We start from the raw sequence: 15336 nt of genomic DNA, 5'->3' as shown, positions 1-15336 counted from the left end.
GCCGGGAGGGCCGATCCTTCGCCGCGAGATGCTGCGGGGCCCTCGAGCTCGAGATCAGGCGCTCAAGCGCGCCTCGGTCTCCACCGCCACCACGTCCGGGAGGCCGGCCCCCGCACACGGGCTGGGGACGCCGCCACGCCGGCCCACGATCCGGTCGGCGTCGCCACCGAGCGCCCGGACACGCGCGATCAGCGGGAGCGCCAGCCCCGTGACGAGCCCGCCGGCGACGAAAGCAGCACCGATCGAGCGGGACTCCCCGAGCGCGCCGAGCCCGATCTGGCCGCCGATCCCGCCGGCACTCGAGACCATCGAGTCGAACGAGACGACGGTGGCGCGCTGCTCGCTCGGGACGACCTGGTGCAGGTACGCCTGTCGCACGGGGCTCGCCACGCCGGTCGCCGCCGTGATCAGGAGGAGGGCGGGCAGCGCGGCCCAGAACGAGGAGGCAAGCCCGAGGGCAACCGCCGCGCACGTCTCCACCGCGGCGGCCCCGAGCAGGAGCGTCGTCCGGCGTCCGCAACGCCTCGAGAAGACGTCGACGAGCTGGTTCCCCGCGATCGTCGAGAGGGCGATACCCGCGGTGACCAGCCCCGAGACCCAGACCGCGTCGCTCTCCAGCAGCTCGAGCATGTACGGCTGCGACGCGTAGAACGCCCAGCTGAGGAACCCCATCTGCACCAGCGCAGCGAGCATCAGCAGCCGCAGCGGCGGCTGCGCCCAGCCGAACGCGACGCCCGCCTTCGCGTTGCGCGCGATCTCCCCGGGCAGCTCTCCGGCGGTCACGCGCCTCGGGGTGAAGCCGACGTCGTGCATCACGACGTACGCGACGGCGAACACCGCCACGAGAAGCACCGTGCGGACGAGGTACGGGATCGAGAGGTCGACCTGCCCGAGCAGCCCGCCACCAACCGTTCCGACGAGCATCGCGACGCCCGTGACCTGCTGCCCCCGGGCGAACACGTTGTCGAGCATGCCCCGGTACCCCGTCACTGCCAGCGCATCGACGAGCCAGGCCTCCATCGCGCCCGAGTAGAACGTGAACCCCAGACCCATCGCGACCGAGACGACCGCGAACGGGACGACGCCGGCATTCACCTCGGCCAGTGCCACGTAGAGCAGCGTGGTGGCGGCGAGGACGCTCACCGAGAAGAGGAACGACGCACGCCGGCCGAGCGTGTCGGCGACGACGCCCGTCGGCACCTCGAACAGGACCATCCCAGCCGAGAACGCCGCATTCGCCACGAACACCTCGAAGAAGCTGAGGCCCGCATCGAGCAGGAAGAGGGTGTTGACCCCCCAGATCGCCGCGGCGGAGAGCGTGTAGAGCCCCGCGAGCGTGAAGTAGCCGGTGAGCACGCGCCCGTGCGACGGCGGGTGGTGGGCCACGACCTCGCTCACGCGAGGAGCCTATGTCGCGTGAGGGGGAGCGCCGCGACCGGCGCTCCCCCTCACGATGGTCAGCGGAAGCGGAAGAACGCGACGGGGTCGGTGACGTCCTGCAGCCGGATGATCAGCTGCCGACAGGTCCCCGCCCACGCGCTGTCGGTCTTCCAGTTGAAGCTGTACTGGTTGCCCTCGCTCTGGAGCACCCGTGAGCCGGGCGTCAGCGCCGGCACGATCGGGCCCGTCGGCGCACGCGTGCCGCAGTCGACCTGCTGCGACGCGAACACCGCGGCGATGTCCGGAGCGCCTCCCTGCTCCGACAGGGTGAACTTCGTCGGCACGGTCGAGCCGGCATTCGCCTGGTTGAGCACCGGTGGCGCAGCGATCGGTGGCTGGAAGCCGCCGAACTGGGCCGTGCACGTGACCGGCAGGTTGAAGGACGGCGAGCCGTCCGTGACGCTGTTCGAGCTGCCCTGGGCCGCGCCGAAGCCGAGACCCCGCTTCGCGAAGCCCCGCCAGATCGCGCACTGATTCTCGCCACCCGTGAGGGCGAGGTCGGCGGCGAGGATCCCGTTCCGTCCATCCACGAAGCCCGGGCTGCACGGCTGGGACTTCAACCCGTCGGAGACGAGCCGAAGGGCGAGGTTGTTGCCGCCGGTCGACCAGGCCCCGTAGATGTCGGGGTTGAAGCCGTGCTTCGCGACGAGGTTCCAATACACCTCGTTGAGCATGGTGTTCCACACGAAGCCGATGCCGTGCGGGACCGTCAGCACGCCGCTCGCGACGCCGCCGGGGATCGACCCGTACGTGAACTCGTTCACGCTCGTGTCGGTCGTGTACGGCCGGGGCCGGATGCCGCCCTCGGTCGAGGCCTGGAAGCTCACGTAGGTGCCGACGCCGCGGGCCGTCGTCGGCGTGTCACTCGGCACGGCCGTGAACGTCATCGCGAGGAAGTCGCTCCAGCCCTCACCCATCTGCTCGGCGTTCTGGAGGCACGAGACCGTGGCGGGGCCGCCGGTGAGCCGGTTCGACCACCCGTGGCCGTACTCGTGCGCGATCACGCCTGCGTCGAGGTCGGAGTCGCGTTCGGGCGCACCGCCCGTTCCGTCCGAGATCGTCGCGTCGAACGGCACGTTCGACCGGAACCGGTTCCCGTCGTCCTGGGTGACCATGACGGACGGGATCGTGATCGTCGGGTCGGCGCCGGACATCGCGATCGCAGGCCCGGGGGCGTTGTTGGCGACGATGACCATCACCGCTCCCTGGTCCTCCGCCTTCTTCACCTTGGCGGCGAACGTGCAGCTGCCGCGGTCGATCAACGCGATCTTCCCCGCCGCCGGCACGAGGTACGGGTCGAGAGGCTGCCCGGCCTGGTAGGCCGGGTCGCAGCCGCGGCCGACGTAGACGACCTGTCCGCTGATCGGGCCGGTGGTCGCGAGGCTGTCGCCGAAGCCGGCCATCGGGCCGAAGTACGTCCCGGCGATCGGTGAGGGCGCCCGGACGACGATCGGGTTCGGGGCGGCCGACCGCCACTCGAACATCTGCATCCGCGGCCGTTGGCCGTCCACGGGCGTGCCGAAGTTCGCGTTGTTTCGGCCGCTGCCGTCCTGGGCCTCGGCCCGCACGTCGTCGTTCCCGAGCCCGCCGTTGCCGTAGTTGTTCACCTGGAAATTGCCGGCGGCCTCGTCGAAGCCGTGCTGGTAGAGGACGTCGTGGACGATGTTGTTCCAGTAGAAGAGGTTCGTGACCGCCGCGTCCCGGTAGTCCAGCGGCACGTCGGTCAGGTCGAGTGGGAAGTCGAAGTCGAGGCCGGCGCCACCGTCCGGATCGGTCCCCGGATCCGCCACGTTGTTGTTGTCACGGTCGGCGTACGCGTGGACGTTGTTTCCGCGGGTGCGCGTGAACTCCGCTCCGGCGGCACCGTTCGTGTCGTGCCACCCGAACGGTGAGGCGTTCTCATCGGCCGGGTTCTGGACGACCGACCGGCCCCCGTCCGAGGGGCTCTCGAGCGGCAGCCCGAAGACGTTGTACGACGAGCCGTCGGCGACGGTCGCGGCCGCCGTCCGGACCGCCATCGTCGTGACTCCCGACGGCCGGGCGATCGCAGCCGCGATCCCGTCGACCGTGTCCTCGTCGACGAAGTCGTCTGTCTGGAGGACCGCGCCGGTCTCGGCGTCGACGTTGATCGACCAGAGGTGCTCACCGCTCGCCTCGTCGATCTCGACGTTCCAGGCGAGCCTGACGCCGTTGTCGACACGCTGCCAGACGAGCTCCGCGTCGATCGGTGCGGCGGCCACGCCGCCGGTCGAGACCTTGCTCTTCTTCGACGGCCCCGAGCCCTCCTGGATCACGCGCAGGCCCTGCGGAGCGAGGCCGACGTGTCTCGCCGCCGCGCCCGCCGCCTCGTCGGCGCGCTTTGTCGACTGCCCGCCGGCGGCCGCCGCGAGGTTCGAGACGAAGCGGTTCCCGACGCTGACCACCCAGCCGGCGGCCGCGACGTTCACGGTGAGCAAGCCCTTGTGGACGCCGATCCCCTTGTGCACCTGCTGGAAGTACACGTGGGTGGTTCCCGTGCCCGAGTCCACGACCTGGTTCGTCACGCGCATGTCGTTGACGTCGGCGCCGGTCAGCCCGAGCTCCTGCTTGTTGTCCTCGACGTAGTTCGCCGCGATGTCGGCTGCGTCCGACTGTGCGCCGGGCGCCACCGTCGATCCGACGAGCGCCACGAGCGAGCCGCACAGCACAGCGAGCCCGATCAACGAGAATCGTCGCACGTCTGTTCCTCCCCGAGTCCGATGGCAGGCCGCGCCCCGGGCCGGCCGCAACGGGAAGGGCGCCGATACAGCAGCGAACCTTTCCACGATGCTCGCCCTCTGGCAAGGGCCTCGATCGAGGGATCCGGACGGGGCAACCGGCGGACCCTCCGCGACGACCTCGGGCGGGAGGACGCCTCATAATGATCGCGTGCGTCGACTCGCCGTCCTCGTCGCGCTCCTCGCCCCGGCCATCGCGCTGCTGGCGCTCCCGCGCGCCGAGGCCCGGACCGCCGCGCGCGCCTCGCTCGAGCTCGTCTCGGTCGACCCGGTCCGCGTCCGAGGAGAGCGCTTCAGGCCGGCCGAGCGCGCCCGCGTGACCGCCCGCGTCGAAGGTCGCATCGCCGTCGCCCACGCGCGCGCAGGCAGGCGGGGCGGGTTCATCGTCGCGTTCCCGGCCGGCCTCACCGCGGGAGGGTGCGTCGCGTCCGTCCGCCTGGTCGCCGTGGGAAACCGCGGGAGTCGCGCGACGCTCGCGCTCGACCACGTCGCCTGCGCGCCGACGAGCTGAGCGCAACCGAGCCGTTCCGGCCGGGCGCGTAGAGTCGGCGCATGGAGGCGTACCGCACGCCCGACGAGCGCTTCGACCACCTGCCCGACTGGCCCTACGCGCCGCGCCATGTGGCCCAGGACGGCCTGCGGATGCACTACGTCGACGAGGGGTCCGGCGACCCGCTGCTCCTCCTGCACGGCGAGCCGACCTGGGGGTTCCTCTACCGCAGGATGATCCCGACTCTCCGTGCAGCAGGTCGGGTCGTCGTGCCCGACCTGTTCGGCTTCGGCCGCTCGGACAAGCCGCTCCGCCAGCTCGACTACTCCTACGACTCCCACTACCGGTCGATCGAGCGGCTCGCGCTCGCGCTCGACCTCGGGCGGCTGACGCTCGTCGTCCACGACTGGGGCGGCCCGATCGGGCTCCGGCTCGCCGTGACGCACCCCGACCGCGTGGAGCGGCTCGTGATCCTCAACACCGGCGTCGGCGCCGGGCGGGCCCCATCGCCCGACTGGCTCCGCTTCCGCGAGCTCGTCCGCCAGGTCGGCCCGGACTTCACCGCGAGCCGGCTCGTGCAGGTCGCGTGCGTTTCCAGGCTGGACGGGGACACGATCCGCGGCTATGACGCTCCCTTCCCTGTCGCCGACGCGAAGGCGGGCGCGCGGGCCTTCCCCGAGCTCGTCCCGACCGAGCTCGACCATCCCTCGGCGGCCGCCATGCTCGAGGTGCGTGACGCCCTCTCGCGCTGGGAGAAGCCCACGCTCGTGCTCTTCTCCGACTCCGACCGCGTCTTCTCTCCGGCGCACGCCGAGCGCATGGCCTCGCACATCCCGGGCGCGCTGCCTGCCGAGATCGTCGCGGGCGCGGGGCACTTCCTGCAGGAGGACAGAGGCGAGGAGATCGCGGAGCGGGTCGCTCGCTTCGTGCGCGGCTAGCTGAGCGGCGTCCGAGCTACTCGATCGTCGGCAGGAAGGTCGCCTCGCCGCGCTCGGGTGGGGCGCCGTAGACGAACAGTCGGAGCTCGTCGTCGTGGCGGTTGGAGAGCTGGAGGGCCGTCCCCGGCTGGACGATCAGCACGCTGCCTCGCCCGAGCTCGTGCTGCTCGGGCGCATCGCCTGCGCCCATGTGGATCGTCAGGGTCCCGTCGAGAACGACGAAGACCTCTTCCTGGATCGGGTCGATGTGCCGGCGGCCGATCGCGCCGGGCGGGTAGCGGAAGAGGTTCGCCCGCGACCTGGTCATGGCGTCCGACAGCTCGGAGACGAGACGCGGGTCGCCCTCGCGCCGCGGGTGCCACTCGAGCTCGCCGGCGTGGAAGATCGTGTAGCCCACGCCGACGATTCTCCCACGAGCGGTCTAGGTGCGCCTGCGCCTCGGCCGCGTCCGTCCCGAACGCGGGTCGGCGGCCGCGCGTGCCAGCACCTCGGTGTAGAGATCGCGCACGTCGGCGGGATCGAGGTCGAGCGTCACATCGCCGACCATCACCTCGTGGCGCTGCCAGCACGGCGAGGTCGTCGAGCCCGGCTCGGCGAACAGGAACACCTTGCGCTCCTCGGCGACCGACAGCGCGGCATCGGCGAGCCGCTCGGCGTCTCCTCGGAGGAGAACGTGGAAGACGGGGGTCTGCGGCGGGTCCGGCACGACCTCGATGCCGTCGACACCGGCGAGCGCCTTCGCGAGCACGCGGGCGTGGTCGACGTACACCGGCATCCGCTCGAGCCGCTCGTCGAGCGCCGACTCCGCGGCGGCCACGAACGGGTGGAGGGTCACCAGCGTGCCGCCGTGGCGGCGTTGCCAGACCCGCGCTTCGGCGATCGTCGCGGCGTCGCCTGCGAGCGCCGCGCCCGCCATCCCGCCGAGCCCCTTGTAGAAGGACACATAGACGCTGTCGAAGAGACCTGCGATCTCCGCGTGCGGCCTGTCGTAGAACGGCTGGGCCTCCCAGAGCCGTGCGCCGTCGAGATGCAGCGCCACGTTGCGCTCCCGCGCCCAGGCCGTCTGCGCGACGAGGTCGTCCCAATCGGGGAGCCGCCCTCCGATCTCTCGCTGCGGCAGCTCGAGCAACAGCATCGCCACCGGCTCGCGGATCACCTCGAGGTCGGCGAGCGTGAGAAGCCGGTTCGGATCGCCGACGAGCTTCCCGTGCAGCCCGTGCAGCCGCTGGTACCCCTTTTCCTCGTGGAGCTCGAGGTGACAGGTCGGATGGAACGCAACCGTCCGGATCCCGCGCCGATCGCTCCAGATCCGGGCTGCGATCTGCTGCGCCATCGTGCCGCTCGGCATGAAGACGGCCGCCTCCTTGCCGAGCAGCTCCGCGACCCGGCCCTCGAGCCGCTCGATGCGCTCGCCGGTGCCGTACCGGTCGGCGCGCTCGTCCTCGCCGGTGACGTCGGCGATCGCTCGGAGTCTGTCGCGCAGCGTCGGCCCGCCGTGCCAGGCGTTCAGGAAGCGGTCGGCGCCACGGACCGCAGCCCGGGATCGTTCCTCGTCAGGCACCGTCCGAGCCTGTCACGAATGACCGAAGGTCACGTCGGGCAGCACGCGGTCGAGCCAGCGCGGCAGTGCCCACGCGTGACGGCCCATCACGCGGAGCAGCACGGGCATCAGGACGAGCCGGATCAGCATCGCGTCGAGGAGGACGGCCACGCCGAGGATCACGCCCATCTCCTTCGGCGGGATCGGGCCGGAGAGCGCGAAGGTCAGGAACACGGCAACCATCACCGCCGCTGCGGCGAAGATGGTGCGCCCGGAGTGCGCCACACCTCCGACCATCGCCTCCCGCGGGTCGTGGGAGCGGTCCCAGTGCTCCTTCGCCGCCGAGAGCAGGAAGACGGTGTAGTCCATCGAGATCGCGAAGATCATCGCGAAGAAGAACACCGGCCCCCACGCGTTGAGGAAGCCCTGCGACTCGAAGCCGAGGAGAGCCTGCAGGTTCCCGTCCTGGAAGATCAGCACGCCCACCCCGAAGGCCGCCGCCGTGGCCAGCAGGTTCGTGACGACGCCCACGAGGGCGATCAGCGGCGCCTGCAGAGCGACGAGCAGGAGGAGGAATCCGAGCCCGAGCACGACGAGGAAGACGGCGAGCGTCTTCGCAGCCAGCGCTTCCTCGAGATCGTGGTTCTCGGCGGCTGCGCCGCCGACGAGCGCGCCGGCGGGTAGCGCGGCGCGGAGCCGCTCGATGGTCGCCCCGACCGCCGGGTCGGATGGATCGGTCGCAGGGACGGCGAGCACGAGCGCGCGGTCGCCCGAGCGCCGTGCGGGTGTCACCGCGACGATGCCCTGGTCGGCCTCGAGCACGGACTCCACGCGGGCGGCCTCCGGGGCCGGAGCGACGACGTGCAGCGTGCCGGGCGCGCCGGGGCCGAACGCCTCCTGCACCTGCGTGTAGCCGACCCTCGACCCGTCGCTCTCGGGGACGACCTTGATGGACGGCATGCCGGTGTCGAGGCGCAGCACCGGCAGGGCGAGCAGTACCAGGATCGCCAGGGCGGGGATCCCGTAGAGGGCTGGCCTGCGCCACAGCCGCTCGCCCCACCGCGCGAAGCGCGGCGAGCGGTGCTCGCCCGCGTGGACCCAGGGCAGCGCGAGCTTGTCGACCCGATCGCCGAGCCAGGCGAGGACCGCGGGTAGCAGCGTGAGGGTGGCGAGCAGGATGAAGGCCACCGAGAGCATGATCCCCAGCGCCATCGAGCGGAATGCCGGGCTGGGCACGAGCATCACGGCCGAGAGCGAGACGAGCACGGTGACGCCCGAGAAGAGCACAGCTTTGCCGGCCGTGTCCATCGTGACGGCCACAGCCTCGCGCCTCGTCAGCTGCGAGCCGAAATGCGCCCCACGGAACCGGGCGACGATGAAGAGCGCGTAGTCGATGCCCAGCGCCAGCGCGAACATGAGCGCGAAGTTCATCGACCAGATCGACACGTCGAACAGGTGGGTGATCAGGAAGAGGCTTCCCGCCGAGGCCATTAGCCCGAGGATCGTGAGGAGCAGCGGTAGCCCCGCGGCCACGAGCGAGCCGAACGCGAGGAGCAGGATCGCCAGCGTGACGGGCCACGAGATGATCTCCGACTTCAGCATCGCGCTCTTGTTCGCCTCGTTGAAATCCGACCACATGCCGGGTGCGCCGGTGAGGCTGACGGTGGTCGCGCCGCTCGACAGGCCGGCGAGCTCCCCCTTCAGGTCGTCCGCGGCGCGCACCATCTCGGTGGGGCTCGCGGCCGCGCCGCCGCTCAGCATGACCGTGCGGCCGTCCTCGGAGACCTGAGGCGCGGCGACGTTCGACACGCGGCTGTCCGACTCGAGGACGCGTGTGGCCTCGGCCACGGTGGTGTCGAGGTCGCCCTCGCCGTGGACGACGACCATGAGCGCGTAGCCGCCCTGGCCCTCGAACGAGGCGTCGATCGTTTCGCGGGCGGCGACGGACTCGGACCCCGACGCCTCCCAGCCGGCGCCGGACAGCGCATGCTCGGCCCGCGGCGCGAGCGCGCCGAGGCCGACCGCGACCACCGCCCAGACGAGGACGACGAGCCGCACGTGCCCCGCCGCCCAGCGGCCGAGGCGCCCGATCGGGCCGACCGCCGTCATCGGGTCACCTCGCGGGAAAAGCACGGCGTGCGTCCGAGGATGATGGAGGCGGGGCAGGCGCCCACCAGCGCGAAGAGCCACTGGTTGACGGCGACGAAGACGCCGAGGAGCAGGAACCAGGGGCTCACTGTGACGGCGAGGACGACTGCGAGCAGCGTCATCGTGCCGGCGAGCGCGAACAGGACGCGCGTGAGCGAGAGGCGTTCGCAGCTCATCGCACCGACCCTCCGACGAGCTCGGCGAGATCCGTGAACTGACGCTGCAGCCCGCCGCAGACCTGCTCGCAGAGGCCGAGGACAGTCGCGTCCGAGATCGCGTAGATGGTGCTCGTCCCCTGCTTGCGGCGGCCGAGGATTCCCGCCTCGTGGAGCACGCCGAGGTGCTTGGAGACGTTCTGCTGCGACGTGCCGAGGCTCTCGGTGAGCTCGGCCACCGTCGCCTCGCCGTCGCGCAGATGGTCGAGGATCCGGATCCGCATCGGCTCGCCGATCACGCGGAACCGGCGCGCGATCAGCTCGACGACCGGCTCGGAAAGGGGGTGTGGCAACGACATCAGAGGCTCCGTCCGTAGGCGAGACGCAAGACTACTACACAACTACGTAGTTGTCAAAGGAGGTCGTCGTCAGGCGAACGGGGAAGCCGGCCCTGGCCGATGGCCGGGTCAGTAGTCGGAGCGCTCGATCAGCTCGATGCGATAGCCGTCCGGGTCCCGGACGAAGCAGAGGAGCGAGCCGCCCTCGCGCACCGAGTACGGCGGCCGCTCGGGCTCGATGCCCTTCTCGGCGAGGGCCGCGAGCGTCTCGTCCATGGAGTCGACGGTGAGCGCGATGTGCCCGTAGGCGGTGCCGAGCTCGTAGGAGTCGACACCGAAGTTGTAGGTCAGCTCGAGCTCGGGCTGCGGCTTGCCGGGAACGCCGAGGAAGTAGTTGACCGCCTCGTCGCGGATCGGCAGCTCGCGCCGCTTCTCGAGCCCGAGCGCCTCGTAGAAGGCAATCGACCGCTCCGGGTCGGTGATGCGGTAGCAGGTATGTATGAGATCCATGCGCGTGAGCCTACCCGGCACCCCGAGCGCTCCGGCCGTACGGAGATCGGACCGGCGATCGGCCGATCGAGCGAGGGGGTGAGCTCGGTGGAGCCTCAGCCGAGCGTGTTCGAGTGGGCCGGCGGATCGGCCGCGTTCATCCGGATGACGCGCCTGTTCTACGAGAAGTACGTGCCCGCGGAGCCGTTGCTCGCCCCGCTGTTCGCGGACATGGCACCCGATCACCCAGAGCGTGTGGCGGCGTGGCTCGCGGAGACATTCGGAGGTCCGGCGACCTACAGCGAGCGGTACGGCGGCTACGACTGGATGGTCTCACAGCACCTGGGAAAGGCGTTGACGGAGGCGCAACGTGCACGCTGGGTCCAACTGATGTGCCGGTGCGCCGACGAGACGGGCCTCCCCGCCGACCCGGAGTTCCGCGCCGCGTTCGTCTCCTACCTCGAGTGGGGCTCGCGCATCGCCCTCGAGAACTCGAGCCCGGGCGCCCGGCCGCCCTCACAGATGCCCGTGCCGCACTGGACGTGGGTATCCGGCGCCACCCCGGGCTCCCGCGTCTCCGCTCTTGCTCCGCACCCCAAGGAGGTTTCCGTGGCCACACCCACCGATGACGAGCGACTCGGCTTCGACGAGCACATCAAGCCGCTGTTCCGTGAGCAGGACCGAGCAGCGATGACGTTCGCGTTCGACCTCTGGTCGCACGACGACGTCAGCGAGAACGCCGACGCGATCCTGGAACGGCTCGAGCAAGGCGACATGCCGTGCGACGGCGCGTGGCCGAAGGAGCGGCTCGAAACCTTCGAACGCTGGATCGCAGCCGGAAAACCCGCCTAGAGCGGTGCGGAGAACCGAACCCCCTCGCCGAGAGGGCGAAGTACCCTCGTCGTCGTGAACGCCCGCGCACACGGCGTCAATCCCTGGCTCGTCCTGGTCCTCGTCTGCCTCGCGCAGTTCATGGTCGTGCTCGACGCGACCATCGTCAATGTCGCGCTGCCGTCGATCCAGGCCGATCTCGGGATGTCCGAGTCGAGCCTGCAGTGGATCGTCAACGCCTACGCGCTGCTCTTCGGCGGCTTCTTGCTGCTCGGAGGCCGCGCGGGCGACCTGATCGGGCGCAAGCGCGTGTTCCTCGGCGGCCTCGTGCTCTTCACGGTCGCCTCGCTGCTCTGCGCCCTCGCCACCGGCGAGACGACACTGATCGTCGCGCGCGGCCTGCAGGGCCTGGGCGCGGCGCTCGTCTCCCCGGCCGCGCTCTCGATCGTGACGACGACCTTCGCCGAAGGAGCCGAGCGGACGAAAGCACTCGGCGTGTGGGCGGCGATCGCGGTGGGCGGCGGCGCCGTGGGGCTCGTCCTCGGCGGGCTCCTCGTCGACGTCCTCTCCTGGCCGTGGATCTTCTTCGTCAACGTGCCCGTCGGTATCGCCGCCTTCCTCGTCTCGCTTCGCTACGTCCCGGAGTCGAAGGACGAGCACATGCACAAGAGCTTCGACCTCGCAGGCGCTGCATCGGTCACGGCGGGGCTCGTGGCGCTCGTCTACGGCATCGTCCGCTCCTCCGCGCTCGGCTGGGGCTCGACCGAGGTGCTCGGGTTCCTCGCCCTCTCCGCCGTGTTGCTCGTCGGGTTCGTCTTCATCGAGCGGCGCTCGGCCGAGCCGCTCGTCCGCCTCTCGATCTTCTCGGTGAGGACGGTGCGCGGCGCGAACGCGGCGATGTTCGTCGTCGCCGCCGGCCTGTTCTCGATGTTCTTCTTCAACACGCTCTACGTCCAGCGGGTGCTCGGCTTCTCACCGCTCGAGGCCGGGTTCGCGTTCGTGCCGTTCACTGCGGGCGTCATCATCGGGGCCGGCCTCTCGCAGCGGCTCGTCCCCGCGCTCGGCGCTCGGGAGGTGCCGCTGATCGGGGCCGCGCTCGGGGCCGTCGGCCTCCTGCTCTTCCTGCGGCTGACGCCGGACAGCTCGTACCTCACCGACCTGCTGCCGGGGATCATGCTGGCGTCGATCGGGATGGGCCTCCTGTTCGTGCCGATCACGCTGATCGCGACGAGCGGCATCCCGAACGACGACGCGGGCCTCGCGTCCGGCCTCTTCAACACCTCGCAGCAGATCGGCGGCGCGCTCGGGCTCGCGCTGCTCTCGACGCTCGCCACCAACCGCACGGAGGACGAGCTCGCGTCGGCAGGCGCGCAGCCGACAGCGGACGCGACGGCGGACGCGCTCGTCAGCGGCTTCCACGTCGCCTGGCTCTCCAGCGCGATCCTGCTCGCCGCCGGTGGGCTCCTGCTCCTCGGGTTGCTTCGGCGGCGTGACGTCGCCGCGGTCTCCGAGGGCGAGGTCGCTCCCGTCGCCGCGTAGCTCGCAGCATCGCCGCATGGCGGTGCTGACATCTCCGGATCGGCGTGCCCGTGCTGCGTCGTGCGGCGCCCGTCACGTCAGAGCTCTCGGCTGCGCGGCTCCAGGGCCGACCGGCGCGGCCCCGCACGCGATCCACTCGCGCACTATCGTCACGGCATGTGCCACGAGCCGGACTCCGCGCCTCCGATCCCGCGCATCTCCGGAGCGTCCGTCTCGCACGACGATCTCGTGCTCGAGGCGGCGGACGGGAACCGGTTCGCCGCCTTCCTCGCGACGCCGGATGAGCCGGGAGGCACCGGGGTCGTCGTCCTGCCGGACGTGCGGGGTCTCTACCGGTTCTACGAGGAGCTCTGCCTGCGGCTCGGCGAGCGCGGGTTCGCTGCCCTCGCGATCGACTACTTCGGCCGCACGGCGGGCGTCGACAAGCGCGACGACGAGTTTCCGTACATGGATCACGTCGCGCAGACGACGCAGGACGGCCTGCGGATCGACATCGCGGCCGCCGTGGCCTTCCTTCGCTCCGGGGTCGGAGGAGCGCGGCAGAGCATCTTCACGCTCGGGTTCTGCTTCGGAGGGCGCCTCTCCTGGCTCGCCGCGGCCGGCGGGCACGACCTCGCCGGCGCGATCGGCTTCTACGGCCGTCCCGGGCCGTTCCAGGACGGCACCCCGGGGCCGACCCAGCGCGCTTCCGAGCTCGCCTCGCCCGTGCTCGCCCTGATGGGCGGCGACGACCCGGGCATCCCGCAGGAGGAGATCGACTCGTTCGATGCCGCGCTCGAGGACGCGGGCGTCGAGCACGACGTCGTGACGTACGCGGGGGCGCCGCACAGCTTCTTCGACCGCAAGCAGGAGCAGTTCGCGGCGGAGTCCGAGGACGCCTGGAGCCGTGTCCTGGCGTTCCTCGAGCGTCACGGATAGGAGGTGCACCCGCGCACATGGAGCCCGACGTCGCACTCGAGCAGGGGCGGGCGTCGTACGCGGCCAGTGCCTGGCGTGCGGCTCACGAGGCGCTGAGTCGGGCCGACCGGGAAGCGCCACTCGAAGGGCCGGATCTCGAGCTGCTCGCGACCGCTGCCTACATGCTCGGCCGCGACGACGAGTGGACAGCCGGGCTCGAGCGCGCCTACCAGGTCTACCTCGCGGCGGGCGAGCGGCTTCGCGCAGGGAGGTGCGCAGGCTGGATCGGCGTCAACCACATGCTGCGAGGCGAGATCGGGCCGGCGACGGGCTGGCTCGGCCGTGTGCAGCGGCTGTTGGAGGGCGAGGGGGACTGCGTCGAGCGCGGCTGGGCGCTCCTGCCGGCCGTCTTCCAGCATCTGGCCGAGGGAAACTGGGAAGCCGCAGCCGCCACAGCCGGTGAGGCCGCGGCGTACGGCCAGCGCTTCGGGGAGCCCGACCTGTTCGCGCTCGCGGCTCACAGCCAGGGGCACATCCTGGCCACGAGCGGCCACGTGACCGAGGGTGTGGCGCTGCTCGACGAGGCGATGGTCGCGCTCACGACGAACGAGCTCTCGCCGATCGTCGCCGGGCTCGTCTACTGCGGCGTGATCCTCGCCTGCCAGGAGGTCTACGAGGTGCGCCGCGCGCAGGAATGGACCGCCGCTCTGAGCAGGTGGTGCGACGGCCAGTCGGATCTCGTGGCGTTCACCGGCCGCTGCCTGGTGCACCGGGCCGAGATTCTGCAGCTCGCCGGTGACTGGAACGACGCGCTCGTCGAGGCGAGGCGCGCCGGGAAGCGGCTGGCGGCCGGCTTCAACCAGGCCGCGGCCGCCGAGGCCTCGTACCGCCAGGCAGAGCTCCATCGGCTTCGCGGGGAGCTGGCGGAGGCCGAGCGGGCGTACCGTGACGCGAGCCGGCGCGGGCGCGAGCCGCAGCCCGGCCTCGCCCTCCTGCGCCTCTCCCAGGGTCGCGGCGACGCGGCCGCCGCGACCATCCACCGTGTGCTCGGCGAGGCGGGCGGCCCCTTCCGGCGTGCGGGCCTGCTGGCGGCGGCCGTCGAGATCCTCCTGGCCGTGGACGACGTCGGCGCAGCGCGCGACTCCTGCATCGAGCTCGAGGAGCTGGTGCAGGGGTACGGGAGCGAGCTGCTGCACGGCATGGCGCGCCACGCCCGCGGTGCCGTAGAGCTCGCGGCCGGCGATCCGGCGGGGGCGCTCGCCCCCCTGCGCCAGGCGCTGGAGAGGTGGCAGGCGCTCGGCGCCCCCTACGAGGAGGCGCGGTCGCGCGAGCTCGTCGGACTGGCGTGCCGGGCACTGGGCGACGGGGACTCGGCCCGGCTCGAGCTCGAGGCCGCGCGCGGGATCTTCGCCGACCTCGGTGCTGCAGTCGATCTCGATCGGCTGGCGCGCCCCGACGGAGAGCCGACCTCCGGCGGCCGCGGAGGCCTGTCGCCGCGCGAGCTGGAGGTGCTTCGGCTCGTGGCGACCGGCAGGACGAACAGGGAGATCGCCGACCAGCTGGTGGTCAGTGCCCGAACGGTCGACCGGCACGTGAGCAACATCTTCGCGAAGCTCCAGGTGTCCTCGCGGGCCGCGGCGACCGCGTACGCGTACGAGCACCAGCTCGTCTGAGCCGAGGCACAGGTGGGTGGAACCACCCACGCGCCCGCGCCGGTGAATTGGGTGGGACCGCCGAAGCAACCGCGGCCGGAGCGACCTAGCTTGGGAGGCATC

14 protein-coding genes are annotated in these 15336 nt (G+C 71.4%); 6 read left to right on the top strand and 8 right to left on the bottom strand.

What is annotated here, in order from left to right; all coding sequences use genetic code 11:
- Positions 1-54 precede the first annotated feature (54 nt).
- Together VFO26_RS02365 and VFO26_RS02360 are read right to left on the bottom strand one after the other, a co-directional pair.
- Complete coding sequence (locus VFO26_RS02365) at positions 55-1398, bottom strand: MFS transporter (RefSeq protein ID WP_325113271.1); 1344 nt, start codon at positions 1396-1398, stop codon at positions 55-57.
- A gap of 59 nt (positions 1399-1457) precedes the next feature.
- The gene (locus tag VFO26_RS02360; protein ID WP_325113270.1) at positions 1458-4157 is read right to left on the bottom strand and encodes a M36 family metallopeptidase; all 2700 of its coding nucleotides are present in this window, start codon (positions 4155-4157) and stop codon (positions 1458-1460) included.
- Positions 4158-4347: 190 nt separating this feature from the next.
- Here VFO26_RS02360 and VFO26_RS02355 point away from each other — a divergent pair, with 190 nt between their 5' ends.
- Both VFO26_RS02355 and VFO26_RS02350 read left to right on the top strand, forming a co-directional pair.
- A complete protein-coding gene (locus VFO26_RS02355; RefSeq protein ID WP_325113269.1) occupies positions 4348-4707 on the top strand; it encodes a hypothetical protein in 360 nt (119 codons plus the stop codon).
- 41 nt (positions 4708-4748) lie between these two features.
- Positions 4749-5624: a haloalkane dehalogenase gene (locus VFO26_RS02350; RefSeq protein ID WP_325113268.1), complete on the top strand. Its 876-nt coding sequence runs from the start codon at positions 4749-4751 to the stop codon at positions 5622-5624.
- Between the two features lie 16 nt (positions 5625-5640).
- Here VFO26_RS02350 and VFO26_RS02345 read toward each other — a convergent pair whose 3' ends face one another.
- The 6 genes from VFO26_RS02345 to VFO26_RS02320 form a co-directional block, all read right to left on the bottom strand.
- Positions 5641-6021: a cupin domain-containing protein gene (locus tag VFO26_RS02345; RefSeq protein ID WP_325113267.1), complete on the bottom strand. Its 381-nt coding sequence runs from the start codon at positions 6019-6021 to the stop codon at positions 5641-5643.
- A gap of 24 nt (positions 6022-6045) precedes the next feature.
- On the bottom strand, positions 6046-7185 hold the full coding sequence (locus VFO26_RS02340) for a threonine aldolase family protein (protein WP_325113266.1): 1140 nt from the start codon (positions 7183-7185) through the stop codon (positions 6046-6048).
- Positions 7186-7197: 12 nt separating this feature from the next.
- Positions 7198-9273 carry an MMPL family transporter gene (locus tag VFO26_RS02335; protein ID WP_325113265.1) on the bottom strand — a complete coding sequence of 692 codons (2076 nt, stop codon included), beginning with the start codon at positions 9271-9273 and terminating at the stop codon, positions 7198-7200.
- On the bottom strand, positions 9270-9488 hold the full coding sequence (locus VFO26_RS02330; RefSeq protein WP_325113264.1) for a hypothetical protein: 219 nt from the start codon (positions 9486-9488) through the stop codon (positions 9270-9272). The genes VFO26_RS02335 and VFO26_RS02330 overlap by 4 nt, the downstream gene beginning before the upstream one ends.
- Positions 9485-9826, bottom strand: a complete 342-nt coding sequence (locus VFO26_RS02325; RefSeq protein WP_325113263.1) for a metalloregulator ArsR/SmtB family transcription factor — start codon at positions 9824-9826, stop codon at positions 9485-9487. Before VFO26_RS02325 ends, VFO26_RS02330 begins: the two co-directional genes overlap by 4 nt.
- A gap of 108 nt (positions 9827-9934) precedes the next feature.
- Entirely contained in the window at positions 9935-10315 is a 381-nt protein-coding gene (locus VFO26_RS02320) for a VOC family protein (protein ID WP_325113262.1), read from the bottom strand.
- A gap of 87 nt (positions 10316-10402) precedes the next feature.
- Between VFO26_RS02320 and VFO26_RS02315 the strand changes: the two genes are divergently transcribed.
- The 4 genes from VFO26_RS02315 to VFO26_RS02300 all read left to right on the top strand — a co-directional run bounded on the left by VFO26_RS02315 (position 10403) and on the right by VFO26_RS02300 (position 15234).
- Entirely contained in the window at positions 10403-11146 is a 744-nt protein-coding gene (locus VFO26_RS02315) for a group II truncated hemoglobin (protein WP_325113261.1), read from the top strand.
- 54 nt (positions 11147-11200) lie between these two features.
- Positions 11201-12664, top strand: coding sequence for an MFS transporter (locus tag VFO26_RS02310; protein WP_325113260.1), 1464 nt, complete (start codon positions 11201-11203; stop codon positions 12662-12664).
- Positions 12665-12820: 156 nt separating this feature from the next.
- Positions 12821-13582 (top strand): dienelactone hydrolase family protein, encoded by a 762-nt coding sequence (locus tag VFO26_RS02305; RefSeq protein ID WP_325113259.1) that lies wholly within the window; start codon positions 12821-12823, stop codon positions 13580-13582.
- A gap of 17 nt (positions 13583-13599) precedes the next feature.
- A complete protein-coding gene (locus VFO26_RS02300) occupies positions 13600-15234 on the top strand; it encodes a LuxR C-terminal-related transcriptional regulator (RefSeq protein WP_325113258.1) in 1635 nt (544 codons plus the stop codon).
- Positions 15235-15336 lie beyond the last annotated feature (102 nt).

The organism is Gaiella sp. (assembly GCF_035710885.1).
Classification (GTDB): domain Bacteria; phylum Actinomycetota; class Thermoleophilia; order Gaiellales; family Gaiellaceae; genus Gaiella.
The sequence above is the reverse complement of the archived record's forward strand: the minus strand, read 5'-3'. Positions and strand labels throughout refer to the sequence as shown.